Consider the following 13,278-nt stretch of genomic DNA (forward strand, 5'->3'; position numbering starts at 1 on the left):
AGGAACTGGTTATGGGACAGATTTCGGCATTTCTCAAAAAGAAAAACATTGTAATTTCCGCCAAGCGGTACGGCGTGGACGCCCTGGGAGCCATGGCTCAGGGTCTGTTCTGCTCCCTGCTCATCGGCACCATCCTGGACACCCTGGGCAAACAGCTGGGGCTGGCCTTCCTGGTGGAGGTGGGCGGTTACTGCTCGGCCATGAGCGGCGCGGCCATGGCGGTGGCCATTGGCTACGCCCTCCAGTCGCCCCCCCTGGTGCTCTTCTCCCTGGCCACGGTGGGCTATGCCGCCAACGCCCTGGGCTCCACCACCCTGGACGGCGGTAAGGGAGCCGGCGGACCTCTGGCGGTGCTCTTTATCGCCATCATCGCCGCCGAGCTGGGCAAGGTGGTAAGCAAAGAGACCAAGATTGATCTGCTGGTTACCCCCCTGGTGACCATTCTCTCCGGCGTGGGACTGTCCGCCCTGTGGGCCCCCGCCATCGGTACGGCGGCCTCCGCCCTGGGTGACTTCGTCAAGTGGGCCACCGTCCTCCAGCCCTTCTGGATGGGCATTCTGGTATCGGTGGTCATCGGCATCGCCCTCACCCTGCCCATCTCGTCGGCGGCCATCTGCGCCGCCATCGGCCTCACCGGTCTGGCGGGCGGCGCCGCGGTGGCGGGCTGCTGCGCCAACATGGTGGGCTTTGCGGTGCTCTCCTTCCGGGAGAACCGCTGGGGCGGCCTGGTGAGTCAGGGTCTGGGCACCTCCATGCTCCAGATGGGCAACATCGTGAAAAACCCGAAAATCTGGCTGCCTGCCATTCTCACCTCCGCCATTACCGGGCCTCTGGCCACCTGTGTCTTTGGATTCCAGATGAACGACCCGGCCTCCGGCGTAGCCTCCGGCATGGGCACCTGCGGCATGGTGGGCCCCATCGGGGTATACACCGGCTGGGTCAACGACGTGGCCACCGGGGCCAAGGCCGCCATCACCGCCTTCGACTGGACGGGAATGATCCTGATCTGCTTTGTGCTCCCCGCCGTCCTTACCTGGCTGTTCGGCCTGTTCTTCCGCAGGATCGGCTGGATCAAAGAGGGAGATCTGAAGCTGGACTGACGTAAAGCCGAATTAGCCCTCATTAACACAAAAAGCGCGCCTTTCGGCGCGCTTTTTGCTTATTTTCGGCTTTTACCGCACATAATAGACGTAGTTGTCCTTGCGGGCGGGGGCGGCGGGCTTCTCGTCGGCCCGGTAGCCCAGGATGCAGTGGCCGATGCCCTCGTAATCCCCCTCGATGCCCCACTTGGCCAGCAGAGCTTTGCCCTCGGCGGACTCAAACTCCTCCTTGGCCCGGTGGATCCAGCAGGAGCCCAGCCCCACGGCCTCGGCGGCGTTGAGCAGGTTGTCCATGACGCAGCAGCCGTCATAGAACCAGGTGGGGAACTGCTTGTTGGCCAGCACGATGAGCACGGTGGGGGCGCCGTAGAAGGGATCCATATCCGGTTTGCCCATGATGGCGGCGTTCTGCTTGCTCAAAGCGGCGATGATCTCCTTGTCCTGCACGGCCACGATGATGGGGGACTGTCTGCCCATGCCGGTGGGGGCGTAGGTGCCCGCCTTCAGCACCGCCTGCAGTTCCTCCTCGGTGATCTGCTCCGGCTTGTAGGCCCGGCAGCTGCGCCGCTCTTCCAGTACCTTCAGCGCTTCCTGATTCATAATCCAACTTCCTTTCCGCCTCTGGGGCTGTGATTACTAAACTCAGTATACTCGTTTCCAGCCCCATCGTAAAGGAGGCGATTTTCACAGAATTTTCTATTTTGCCCCCTGGGCCCTTTGTTTTTCGGCTGACAAGCCATTTCAGGTATGATATAATGCCGTGCAGGGCAATCTGAGGAGAGGAGCGGCATGGCATGAAAATGAAAGTCATCGGATACCTGGCCCTTGTCCTGGCGATCACCGGGGTGGTACTGCTCCTGATCGCCCTCCGGGGTTGATCCCCACACAAATGAATGTGAGGTCCTTTTGTTTGAAGTATGAAAAACGGACGCTCCCCAACGGGGTGCGTATTCTCACCGAGCAGGTGCCCGGTGTGCGCTCGGCCTGCCTGGGCATCTGGGTGGGCACCGGCTCCCGCCACGAAAAGCCGGGGGAGGGAGGCGCCGCCCACTTCATCGAGCATATGCTCTTCAAGGGCACGGCCACCCGCACCGCCGCCCAGCTGGCGGAGGAGATGGACGCCATCGGCGGGCAGGTCAACGCCTTCACCACCAAGGAGTGCACCTGCTTCCACGCCCGGGTGCTGGACACCCATCTGCCTATGGCCACCGACATCCTGTGCGATATGTTCTTCCACTCCAAATTTGACGACGGCGATGTGGAGACCGAGCGTGGGGTCATTTTGGAGGAAATCGGAATGTACGAGGACAACCCCGAGGACCTGTGCGCCGAACGGCTGGCCGGGGTGGTCTTTCAGGGTTCCCCTCTGGCCCGGCCCATTTTGGGCAAAAAAGCCACCCTGGAACAGATGGACGGGGCCTGGCTTCGGCAGTACAAGGACAGCCACTACGGCCCGGAGTCCATTGTGGTGGCCCTGTCGGGCCGGTTCACCCAGGCCGGCGTGGACGATCTGGCCGCCCGGTTCTCGGTGCTGGAACCCCGCAAACCCATCATCAGCAAGCCCGCCGCCTACCGCAGCGGCATTGTGGTCAAGAAGAAGGCCATCGAGCAGAACCACCTGACCCTGGCCTTCCCGGGACTGTCCTTCTCCGACCCCCGGCGGTTCACCCTCCAGCTGCTGTCCTCCATTCTGGGGGGCGGGATGTCCTCCCGGCTGTTCCAGCAGGTGCGGGAGCAGAAGGGGCTGTGCTACTCCGTCTATTCCTACGGCACCTGCCACGACGACGCGGGCTACTTCGGCATCTACACCGCCCTGGGCAAGGAGACCGAGCGCCAGGCTCTGGATACCATTCTGGCCGTCATCCGGGATTTCAACGAACACGGCGTCACCCAGGAGGAGCTGGACCGGGCCAGAGAGCAGTCCAAGGCCAATGTGCTGATGGGGCTGGAATCCACCCAGGCCCATATGAGCAGCCTGGGCCGGGGCGAGATGCTGGTGGGCCGGGTACTGGACGAGGAGGAGATCATCGCCGCCTACGACGCCGTCACCCGGGAGGATGTGCGCGCGCTGGCGGAGGAGCTGATGGATCTGTCCCAGGCCTCCCTGTCCGCCGTGGGCCGGGTAGGCAAGGCGGAGGAGTACCAGGCACTGCTTCATTAACCTATGTGGAAAACCATGTGGATAATGTGCAAAACTCTTTTCTTAGGTAAATAGAAGGGGCGCCGCTGCGCGGCGCCCCTTCTTTCTGTTTTTCTTTCAAACCTTTGTGCCCCAATGGGTTGGGGCAATCATGATCTGGCAGGTTGGAAAATGAGCCGAAGCTAACCCCGGCCCTTCCGCCGGTGGAAAAACGGCCCTGTGGAAGGCCGCCTTCACACAAAGACGGCCTGGACCAGAACCATGTACAGGATGGTGCCGCCGAAGATGCTCAGCAGATTGTTGTGCTTCCACAGGTGGAGCACCACCACCACCGCCACCGAGATAAGCTGGGGGAGCCAGCTTCCGGCCTGGGCAAAGGAGATGTCCTTCAGGCAGTAGATGATGAGCATGGCAATGACGGCAGGGGGCAGCACCCGGCCCAGGTAGAGGATGATCTTGGGGGGCGCGCTCCCCCGGTCAAAGAGCAGGAAGGGGAGGGCCCGGGTGAGAAAGGTGACAACAGCCATGACCGCGATGGCGGCAATGGCCCCGGCGGTGGTCAGCATTTTTCTTCCTCCTTTTCCTCCAGCTTATCCCGCAGGATAAGCAGCAGCAGTACGATGACGCCCAGGGAGACAATGAGCATCTGCTGCTGGCCGAAGATCTGGCCCAGAATAATGAGAAATACGATGGTAACCCCAAACCCAAGCAGGGCGGGCAGGTGCCTGCGGTAGGCCTTCCACTGGTCCACGGCGATGACCACAAAGAGGGCGGTCATGGCAAAGTCGATGCCCTTGGTATCCACCGGGATGAGGGCCCCCGCCACCGCGCCGATCACCGAGCCGATGATCCAGTAGCTGTGGTCCAGCAGGGCGATGGCAAAATAGAAGTTCCTGGGGTTCACCCCCACCGGGGCCTGGGCGGAGGAGAGCAGGGCGTAGGTCTCGTCGGTGAGGGAGAAGATCATATAGAATTTCCGCCAGCCCATACCCCGAAACTTCTCCAGCATGGACAGGCCATATACCAGGTGGCGGAAATTGATGAGCAGGGTCATGAGGGCCACCGTACCCAGGGAGGCGGCGGTGGCCAGCAGGGTCACCCCCAGGTACTGGCCCGACCCGGCATAGATGGTGAGGGACATGAAAAAGGCCCAGATAAAGTTATAGCCCACGGCCTGGAGCATAAAGCCGAAGGCCATGCCGATGGCCAGATAGCCCATCAGCACCGGCACCGTCACCGGAAAGGCGGCGGACAGGGCTTTGCGGTCCATAGCGTACACTTCCTTTGCGCTGAGATTAAATCCATATTTTACACACTTTAGCGCAGAAAAGCAAGTGGGGCTGTGGATTTTTCTGTTTTTAAGGGAATATAGGCAGTTTATGCGTAAAAGAGTTGTGTTTTTCCACCGGGGCGGTATATAATATGGAACAATGTTATGCTGGGACCCACCGGCGTCCCATTTTTGGAGCGAGCGAGATGAAAAAGCTGTTATTTATCTACAATCTGTACGCGGGCAAGGGCACCCTGCGGGGACGTCTGGCCCCCATTCTGGATGAGCTGACGGCGGAGTGGGACGTGACCGTCCATCCCACCCGGGGGGCGGGGGACGCCACGGCGGTGGCCCGGGACCGGGCTGGGGAGTTTGACCGCATCGTATGCTCCGGCGGCGACGGCACCCTTCATGAGGTGGTGACCGGTCTGATGGAACTGCCTCCCGAGGCGCGGCCCACGGTGGGCTACATCCCGGCGGGCTCCACCAACGACTTCGCCAAAAACCTGGAACTGCCCCGCACCCTGGAGGAGCTGGCGGTGGTGGCAGCGGCGGGAAAGCCCAGGCCGGTGGATGTGGGGAAGTTCAACGATCAGGATTTCCTCTATGTGGCCGCCTTCGGGGCCTTTACCGACCTGTCCTACAACACCCCCCAGCAGGTCAAGCACATTTTCGGCCATATGGCCTACCTGATGGGGGTGCTCTCCCGGCTGGGGTCCATCAAGCCCTACTCCATGACGGTGGAGCACGACGGCAAGGTGGAACTGGGCAGCTACTGTCTGGGGTTTGTGTCCAACACCCACTCCATTGCCGGTATCCAGGCCAATCCTCACCGGCCCATCGCCCTGGACGACGGCCTGTTTGAGGTGATGCTGGTGCGCCAGCCCAAGACTCTGCTCCAGCTCCAGCGGATCTTGAAGGCCCTCACCAATGTGGAGAGCGACGACAAGGGGCTGGTGACCTGCTTCCGGGCCAACAAATTGCGCATCATCAGCGATCAGGATCTGGCCTGGACCCTGGACGGGGAGTACGGCGGAGATCACCGGGTGGTGGAGGTGGCCAACTGCCACCAGGCGGTGACCATCGTATACGGGGCGTAACGCCTGTCCCCACGATTTTATTTTGGAATAAAAGGACTTGGACCTAATATGACGACTTACGACGCTGGAACCTTTGATATTGCTGTGATTGGAGCGGGCCACGCGGGCATTGAAGCTTCGCTGGCCGCCGCCCGGCTGGGCCTGCGTACCCTGTGCTTTACCGTCAATCTGGACGCGGTGGGCAATATGCCCTGCAACCCGGCCATCGGCGGCACCGGCAAGGGCCATCTGGTCCGGGAACTGGACGCCCTGGGCGGGGAGATGGCCAGAGCCGCCGACCAGGCCTGTATCCAGTACCGGCTCCTGAACCGGGGCAAAGGCCCGGCGGTGTGGTCCCTCCGGGCCCAGGCCGACCGCCGCCGGTACCAGGAGGTCATGAAGCACACCCTGGAAAACCAGGACAACCTGTGGGTCAAGCAGGCGGAGGTCACCGATATTCTGACGGAAAATGGCCAGGTCACCGGCGTGCGCACGGTATACGGCGCAGAATATCAGGTCCGTGCGGTGGTGGTGGCCTCGGGTACCTTCCTGGGAGGCCGCACCATTATCGGCGAGGTGACCCGTGATTCCGGCCCCGACGGCCTGGCCGCCGCCCTGCCCCTGACCGACAGCCTGAAAGGGCTGGGGGTCACCCTCCGCCGCTTTAAGACGGGCACGCCTCCCCGCATCCACGCCCGCAGCGTGGACTTCTCCCAGCTGGAGGTCCAGCCGGGAGACCAGCAGGTGGTGCCCTTCTCCTTTGAGACCAAAACACCCCCGGAAAACAGGGCCATCTGCTGGCTGACCTACACCAATCAAAAAACTCACGACATCATCCGGGCCAATCTGGACCGCTCCCCCCTGTACGACGGCACCATCGAGGGGGTGGGCCCCCGGTACTGCCCCTCCATTGAGACCAAAATCGTCCGCTTCCCCGACAAGGAGCGGCACCAACTCTTTCTGGAGCCCATGGGGCTGAACACCGAGGAGCTGTACCTTCAGGGCTTTTCCTCCTCGCTGCCCGAGGAGGTGCAGATCCAGATGCTCCACACCATCCCCGGCCTGGAGCGGGCCGAAATGACCCGGCCCGCCTACGCCATCGAATACGACTGCGTGGACCCCACCGAGCTTATGCCCACCCTGGAGCACAAGAAGGTGAAGGGTCTCTATGGCGCGGGCCAGTTCAACGGCTCCTCCGGCTATGAGGAGGCCGCCGTCCAGGGCTTTGTGGCGGGGGTGAACGCCGCCCTGAAGATTTTGGGCCGGGACCCCCTCATCCTGCGGCGGGACCAGGGGTACATCGGGGTGCTCATCGACGACCTGGTGACCAAGGGCACCAACGAGCCCTACCGGATGATGACCTCCCGCACCGAGTACCGGCTGCTCCACCGGCAGGACAACGCCGACCGGCGGCTGTGCCCCATGGGCCACGCCATCGGGCTGGTCAGCGATGAAAGAATGGCGGCGGTAGAGGAGAAATACGCCGCCGTGGACCGTGAGATACGCCGCCTCACCCACACCGGCACGGCGGAGGGCCGTCTGGTGGACCTGCTGCGCCGACCGGAGAATACTTACCACAGTCTGGCCGCGGTGGACCCCAACCGCCCGGAGTTATCCACAGAAGTGACTGAGGCGGTGGAAATCTCGGTAAAATATCAGGGGTACATCGACCGGCAGCTGCGGCAGGTGGCCGAGCAGCGGAAGATGGAGGACAGGCCCCTGCCTGCCGACCTGGACTACCTGTCCATGGAGGGCCTGCGGCTGGAGGCCAGGCAGAAGCTGGACCAGATCCGGCCTTTGAACCTGGGCCAGGCCTCCCGCATTTCCGGCGTCAGCCCGGCGGATATTGCCGTGCTGATGGTGGCCTTGGAGAAATAAGGAGTTTATATGGAAAAAATCGTTCTGGGCCTGTCCGGCGGGGTGGACTCCGCCGTGGCGGCCAGTCTGCTAAAGGAGGGGGGCTTTGCCGTCACCGGCCTCTATCTGGACATCGGCCTGGGTGGCACCGGGGCGGCTGACGCCGCCGCCGTGGCCCAGCGCCTGTCCATCCCCTTTGAGATCGCCGACATCCGGGCCGATCTGGACGAGCAGGTATGCGCCCCCTTTGCCGCCGCCTATCAAAGCGGCCGCACGCCCCTGCCCTGCGCCCTGTGCAACCCCACGGTGAAATTCCCCGCCCTGTTCCGGCTGGCCGACAAAATCGGGGCCCGCTATGTTTCCACCGGACACTACGCCAATGTGGAAAACGGGGTGCTGAAAAAGGGGAGACCCGCCAACGATCAGTCCTATATGCTGGCCCGTTTGACCAGAGAGCAATTACAGAGAGTGATTTTCCCCCTTGGAAATTACGAAAAAGCAGAGGTTCGGGCCCTGGCCCACAACTTCGGCATTCCCGTGGCCGACAAGCCGGACTCCATGGAGATCTGCTTCATCCCCGACGGGGACTACGCCGCCTGGCTGGACCGCCGGGGGTTTTCCACACGGTCGGGTAATTTTGTGGATAAGGATGGCAAGGTGCTGGGCCGCCACAAGGGGATCCACCACTATACTCTGGGCCAGGGGAGGGGGCTGGGGGTCTCGGGGCCCCACCGCTATTTTGTTACCGCCCTGCGGCCGGAGGCCAGCGAGGTGGTGCTGTCCGACGGCTCCGACCTGGGCAAGTCCACCGTGTTTGGCTCTTCCCCCAACTGGATCGGGGTGGAGGGGCTGGACGGGCCCCTGGAGGTCACCGTCCGCCTGCGCCACTCCCGCACTCAGGCGGAGGGTATCCTCTATCCCCACGAAAACGGGGTACGCATCGAGATGAAGGCCCCCGCTCGTGCCCCCACACCGGGCCAGCTGGCGGTGTTCTATCTGGGGGACACGGTGGCCGGCTCGGCCTGGATCGAAGGGGCTATCTGAGTTTCATCCACAAAGGAGGGAAATCCTGTGGAAAACACGCCGCTGTATGACGCCCTGACCGCCTTTGCGGCCCGGGATCCCCTGCGGATGCATATGCCCGGCCACAAGGGCAAGTCCCTGCCGGGGCTGGGCAGCTTGGCCGCCATCGACTTTACCGAACTGCCCCCCACCGGCAACCTGTTTGACGGAGGCGGGGCCATTGGGGAGGCGGAGGCGCTGTGGGCGGAGGCATTGCATATGGACAGCTGCCTCTTCCTCACCGGCGGCTCCACCCAGGGAGTGCTGGCCGCCCTCACCCTGGCCTGTCAGCCGGGGGACAGGGTGCTGCTGGACCGGGGGAGCCACCGCTCGGCCTACAACGCCCTGGCCCTGCTGGACTTAAAGCCGGTGTATCTGGACCGGCCCTGGCTGGCCCAGGCGGGGGTGACCGGGCCGGTTTCCCCGGAACGGGTGGAGGAGCTGCTGGAGTCCAACCCGGAGATCAAGGCCCTGTGCATCACCTCTCCTACTTATTATGGCGTACTGTCCGACCTGCCCGCTCTGGCGAAGATCATGCACCGCCACGGGGGCGTACTGGTGGTGGACGGGGCCCACGGGGCCCATCTGCCCTTTCTGGGGGATTACGGGCTGAATGCCGCCGATCTGCTGGTGGTGTCCGCCCACAAAACTCTCCCCGCCCCGGGGCAGACCGCCCTGCTGTTCTCAAACGGTACCTTCTCCCACGCCGGGCTGCGGCGGGCGGCCAGCATCTACGGCTCCTCCAGCCCCTCCTATCCCATGATGGCCGCACTGGACCTGTGCCGGGCCCATATGCTGGAGGGAGGGGCGGATGCCTACCGCAAAACGGTGGAGGAAGTGGCCCGGCTGCGAAATACATTCCCCGCCCTCACGGAGGAAGTGGCCCCTCTGGACCCCACCCGGCTGGTGGTGTGCGCCCCCGACGGCTACGCCGCCCAGGATGCCCTGGAGGGGCGCAACGTATGGCCCGAAATGGCCGACGGGGGCCATGTGGTGTTCATCCCCACCTGTGCCGACAGCCGGTCGGACTTTGCGAGGCTGGAAGAGGCACTGAGGCAGGTGGATCTGGGGCCATGCCCCGGTTATCCCGCCCCACCGGAGCCGCCGGAGATGGCCCTCACCCCCCGGCAGGCCCTCTTTGCGCCCCGGCAAAGCCTCCCCCTGGAACAGGCGGAGGGACAGGTGGCCGCCTGCCAGGTAGCCCCTTATCCCCCAGGGGTTCCCGTCATTGCGCCGGGGGAGCGGGTGGACAAAAAAAGTATCGCATATTTGAAACAAATAGGTTATAATACACTGGAAGATGTTTCTGTGGCCGTCCTGTGAAAAGCGGCCTCAGCGCCGGACTTCCGGCATCTTTGAGCAGGAGGGATACCCATGAAACTGGTTCTGGCTATCATCAATCACGACGACGCCAACACTGTCACTCAGGCCCTGACGAAAAAGGGCTTTTCGTCCACCAAGCTGGCCACCACCGGCGGCTTTCTTATGGCGGGCAACGTAACCATCCTCATCGGCGTGGATGAGGAGAAGGTACAGAACGTCATTGACATCATCAAGGAGCACTCCCACTCCCGCAAGCAGATGATCCCCACCACCACCGAGATGAGCTACGGCTACTATCCCAGTATGCCCGTGGAGGTTGTGGTAGGCGGCGCCACCATCTTTGTGGTGGACATCGAGCGGTTCGAGCGGGTATAAGATGGACCTGTCCTTATTGGCGGGCAACGCCCCCCTGAAGCGGCAGCTCTCTCTGGAGACTGCCCGGCGGGGGCTGTCTCACGCCTACATCATCAGCGGGCCGGCGGGGTCGGGCAAGCGCACCCTGGCCGGCCTGCTCTCCGCTGCCCTGGTGTGTACCGGCGGCGGGGAGGTCCCCTGCATGGCCTGCTCCGGCTGTAAAAAGGCCCTGGGGCATATCCATCCCGACGTGATCCACGCCGGAGGGGAGGGGGACGAGCTCAACGTGGCCCGCATCCGGGCCCTGCGCAGCGACGCCTACATCAAGCCCAACGAGGCCCCCCGGAAGGTGTACATCCTGGAGGGGGCCCAGAACATGAAGGACCCCAGCCAGAACGCGCTGCTCAAGCTGCTGGAGGAGGGTCCGGCTTACGCCGCCTTCCTCCTGCTCACCGACAATGCCGCCGCGCTGCTGTCCACAGTGCGCTCCCGGTGCGAGGTACTGGCCCTCTCCCCGGTGACGGTACAGGAGGCGGAGACCTGGCTGACCGCCCGGTACCCCGACCGCTCCCCGGCGGAGATCTCCAATGCCGCCGCCCGATGCGAGGGCATTCTGGGCCGGGCGGTGGACCAGCTGGAGGGCAAGGCCGCCGACGGCAAGGCTCTGGAGGGGGCGGCAGCCCTGCTGGAGCGCTTCTGTGCCAAGGACGAGCTGGCCCTGCTGGAGTTCTGCGCCGGACTGGAGCGGGACAAGTGGGACCGGGATTCCCTCAACGCTCTGCTGGATGAGTTTTTGCTGCTGGTGCGGGACTGCCTGGTGTGTGCCGCCGGGGCCCTCCATGAGAGCGACCCCCGCCGCCGGACGCTGGCAGAAAAGGGGGCCAAGGCCCTGTCCCCCAAGGCCCTCACCGGGGCCGCCGCTCTGACGGAACAGCTGCGCACCGCCTGCGGCTTCTATGTGGGCCCCGGCCATATGGCCGGCTGGCTGGGGGCGGGATTAGCCCAGCTGTGCCGGTAAATCCGGCCCCAATATTTCCAATTTGGAGGTAACCATGACCGAAATCATCGGCGTCCGCTTTAAAAGCGGGGGCAAGCAATATTATTTCGATCCCCAGGGACAGCAGGTCGCGCCCGGTCAGGGGGTCATTATCGAGACCTCCCGGGGCCTGGAGTACGGCGAGTGCGCCCAGGGCAACACCATAGTGGAGGATGAAGAGGTGGTGCAGCCCCTCCGCCCCATGGTGCGTATCGCCACCGACAAGGACCTGGAGACGGTGGAGAAGAACCACGAGAAGGAGAAGAAGGCCTTCACCATCTGCCAGGAGAAGATCGCCGCCCACGGGCTGGACATGAAGCTGGTGGAGGTGGAGTACAACTTCGAGGGCAACAAGATCCTTTTCTTTTTTACCAGCGACGGCCGGGTGGACTTCCGGGCCCTGGTGAAGGATCTGGCCAGCGTGTTCCACGCCCGCATCGAGCTGCGGCAGATCGGCGTCCGGGACGAGGCCAAGATGCTGGGCGGCCTGGGGATCTGCGGCCGGCCTCTGTGCTGCGCCTCCTTCCTGGACGAGTTCCAGCCGGTGTCCATCAAGATGGCCAAGACCCAGAACCTGTCCCTCAACCCCACCAAGATCTCGGGCACCTGCGGGCGGCTCATGTGCTGCCTGAAATACGAGCAGGAGGCATATGAGGACGCGGTCCACCGGATGCCCAAGAACGAGTCCTTTGTGGAGACCCCCGAGGGGGCGGGCAACGTGTGCCAGGTGGACCTGCTGAAGGAGACGGTAAAGGTACGGCTGGACAGCGCCCCCGAGACCCCCAAGTGCTTCCACAACTGCGAGCTGCGGGTGATCCGCAACGGCAAGGGCAAGCGGCCGGAGGACTATGTGGAGCCTCCCGCCCAGGAGCTGGAAAAGCTGCGGAAGGTAACTCCCGTGGAGGAGCCCCGCACCCTGACCGGCAGCGTCAACGCCGCCCTGGCCGGGCTGAGCGCGGCCCTTGAGGAGGAGAACGCCCCCGCTCAGGAGTCCCGCCGGAGCCGCAGCCGCCGCCGGAAGAGCGGCGGCGAGCAGCAGCCTCAGGCCCAGAGCAAGAAGGAGGAGGCCAAGCCCGCTCAGAAGGCCAGCCAGCCCAAGGTTCCCAAGGGAGAGGCCAAGCCCCGGCCTGAGAGCAGACCCAAGCCACAGGAGAAGCCTGCGCCTGAAAAGGCTGCCGCCGAGGGTGGACAGGCCAATGCCGCCGGTGAGAAGAAGCGGCCCCGCCGCCGGTATCACCGCCGTCCCCGTGGGGACAAGCCTCAGAATCCCAATCCCCAATAAAACAGGACGGGCGGCCAAAAGGCCGCCCGTTTTTTGGAGGTATGCGCTATGACAGAACTGGAAAAGATGATTGCCGGTGAGCTGTACAACGCCGAGGTACCGGAATTGCAGGCCATGCGGACCCGGGCGGCTCAGCTGTGCCACCAGCTGGAACAGCTCTCCCCCACGGAAGGAGAGGCCCGCCTGGCCCTGCTGAAGGAGCTGCTGGGCAAGACCGGGGAGCATCTCACCATCAACCACGGCTTCAAGTGCGACTACGGCTCCAACATCACGGTAGGGGAGCATTTTTACGCCAACTACAATCTGGTAGTGCTGGACTGCGCCCCGGTGGTCTTTGGGGAGAATGTGTTCATTGCCCCCAACTGCGGGTTCTACACCGCAGGCCATCCCCTGGACGCCCCCACCCGCAACAGCGGCCTGGAATTTGCCAAGCCCATTACCGTGGGAGACAACGTATGGATCGGCGGCAACGTGACGGTGCTGCCCGGTGTCACCATCGGCAGCGGGTCGGTGATCGGCGCGGGCAGCGTGGTGGTCCATGACATCCCCTCCAACGTGGTGGCGGTGGGCAATCCCTGCAAGCCGGTACGGGCCATTGAGAACCCCTCCGTCTGAGAATGCGGGCGACCATAAAGGTCGCCCCTGCAACGTTAAAAAAGGGCCTGTTGCAAAATAGCTGTTTTGCACAAGCCTGTCATTGCGAGCCAGTGCGCACACTGGCGTGGCAATCCGTTTCCCCGGCAAAAGGGGCGGATTCCCACGAAAAACGGCCGCC

The 13,278-nt window shown here is 63.5% G+C and carries 12 protein-coding genes and 1 pseudogene; 10 read left to right on the forward strand and 3 right to left on the reverse strand.

From position 1 onward, the window contains the following. Nucleotides 1-11: 11 nt before the first annotated feature. Nucleotides 12-1,100, forward strand: a complete 1,089-nt coding sequence (locus B5G40_RS15020; RefSeq protein WP_087187226.1) for a PTS transporter subunit IIC — start codon at nt 12-14, stop codon at nt 1,098-1,100. Between the two features lie 72 nt (nt 1,101-1,172). Here the strand turns inward: B5G40_RS15020 and B5G40_RS15025 are convergent, their stop codons facing one another. Next, entirely contained in the window at nt 1,173-1,700 is a 528-nt protein-coding gene (locus tag B5G40_RS15025; RefSeq protein WP_087267733.1) for a nitroreductase, read from the reverse strand. Between the two features lie 310 nt (nt 1,701-2,010). Between B5G40_RS15025 and B5G40_RS15030 the strand changes: the two genes are divergently transcribed. Beyond that, nucleotides 2,011-3,261 (forward strand): M16 family metallopeptidase, encoded by a 1,251-nt coding sequence (locus tag B5G40_RS15030; protein WP_242959460.1) that lies wholly within the window; start codon nt 2,011-2,013, stop codon nt 3,259-3,261. 212 nt (nt 3,262-3,473) lie between these two features. Here B5G40_RS15030 and B5G40_RS15035 read toward each other — a convergent pair whose 3' ends face one another. Together B5G40_RS15035 and B5G40_RS15040 are read right to left on the reverse strand one after the other, a co-directional pair. Further along, nucleotides 3,474-3,806 carry a branched-chain amino acid transporter permease gene (locus tag B5G40_RS15035; RefSeq protein WP_087267728.1) on the reverse strand — a complete coding sequence of 111 codons (333 nt, stop codon included), beginning with the start codon at nt 3,804-3,806 and terminating at the stop codon, nt 3,474-3,476. After that, nucleotides 3,800-4,510, reverse strand: a complete 711-nt coding sequence (locus B5G40_RS15040) for an AzlC family ABC transporter permease (protein ID WP_087267725.1) — start codon at nt 4,508-4,510, stop codon at nt 3,800-3,802. The genes B5G40_RS15035 and B5G40_RS15040 overlap by 7 nt, the downstream gene beginning before the upstream one ends. Before the next feature lie 206 nt (nt 4,511-4,716). Here B5G40_RS15040 and B5G40_RS15045 point away from each other — a divergent pair, with 206 nt between their 5' ends. From B5G40_RS15045 to B5G40_RS15080, 8 genes and pseudogenes are all read left to right on the forward strand, one after another. After that, the gene (locus B5G40_RS15045; protein ID WP_087400410.1) at nt 4,717-5,610 is read left to right on the forward strand and encodes a diacylglycerol/lipid kinase family protein; all 894 of its coding nucleotides are present in this window, start codon (nt 4,717-4,719) and stop codon (nt 5,608-5,610) included. A gap of 48 nt (nt 5,611-5,658) precedes the next feature. Next, nucleotides 5,659-7,467 carry a tRNA uridine-5-carboxymethylaminomethyl(34) synthesis enzyme MnmG gene (gene mnmG / locus B5G40_RS15050; RefSeq protein ID WP_087400412.1) on the forward strand — a complete coding sequence of 603 codons (1,809 nt, stop codon included), beginning with the start codon at nt 5,659-5,661 and terminating at the stop codon, nt 7,465-7,467. 9 nt (nt 7,468-7,476) lie between these two features. Continuing rightward, a complete protein-coding gene (mnmA, locus tag B5G40_RS15055) occupies nt 7,477-8,490 on the forward strand; it encodes a tRNA 2-thiouridine(34) synthase MnmA (RefSeq protein ID WP_087400414.1) in 1,014 nt (337 codons plus the stop codon). 27 nt (nt 8,491-8,517) lie between these two features. Continuing rightward, complete coding sequence (locus tag B5G40_RS15060; RefSeq protein ID WP_087400416.1) at nt 8,518-9,831, forward strand: aminotransferase class I/II-fold pyridoxal phosphate-dependent enzyme; 1,314 nt, start codon at nt 8,518-8,520, stop codon at nt 9,829-9,831. Between the two features lie 51 nt (nt 9,832-9,882). Beyond that, entirely contained in the window at nt 9,883-10,206 is a 324-nt protein-coding gene (locus B5G40_RS15065) for a cyclic-di-AMP receptor (protein ID WP_087187235.1), read from the forward strand. A gap of 1 nt (nt 10,207) precedes the next feature. Then, nucleotides 10,208-11,203, forward strand: coding sequence for an ATP-binding protein (locus tag B5G40_RS15070; RefSeq protein ID WP_087400417.1), 996 nt, complete (start codon nt 10,208-10,210; stop codon nt 11,201-11,203). A 34-nt stretch (nt 11,204-11,237) separates the two neighbouring features. Then, nucleotides 11,238-12,044 (forward strand): annotated as a pseudogene (locus B5G40_RS17550) (stage 0 sporulation family protein); the annotation flags it as partial. 507 nt (nt 12,045-12,551) lie between these two features. Continuing rightward, nucleotides 12,552-13,118 carry a sugar O-acetyltransferase gene (locus B5G40_RS15080; RefSeq protein WP_087390005.1) on the forward strand — a complete coding sequence of 189 codons (567 nt, stop codon included), beginning with the start codon at nt 12,552-12,554 and terminating at the stop codon, nt 13,116-13,118. The last annotated feature ends 160 nt before the right edge of the window (nt 13,119-13,278 follow it).

Source organism: Flavonifractor sp. An9 (assembly GCF_002161245.1).
Taxonomy (GTDB): Bacteria; Bacillota; Clostridia; order Oscillospirales; family Oscillospiraceae; genus Flavonifractor; species Flavonifractor avicola.